General features: G+C 91.3%; 1 protein-coding gene. It reads right to left on the bottom strand.

The features are described 5' to 3' along the window. Positions 1-229: hypothetical protein (locus tag AC0L23_RS40205; RefSeq protein ID WP_473358453.1), on the bottom strand; the 229-nt coding region annotated here is incomplete at both ends.

Here is a 229-nt window from a genome sequence, read left to right as displayed (position 1 = left end):
CCGCTCTTTTGTTTTTTGTGTGGGGGGGCGCAGCCCCCCCCCGCCGCCGCGACCGGGTTCGGGCGCGGCCCCCCCCCCCCCCCCGGGTGGGGGGGGGGGGGGGGGGGGGGCGGGGGGGGGGCGGGGGGGGGGGGGCCCCCCCCGCGGGGGGGGGGGGGGGGCCGCCCGCCCCGCCCCCCCGGGCGGGGGGGGGGGGCGGGGCGGGGGGGCGGGGGGGGGGGGGGCGGAA

It is taken from the genome of Bradyrhizobium sp. MI1.4 (assembly GCF_055811315.1).
This window is presented reverse-complemented; position numbering and strand designations above follow the sequence as displayed.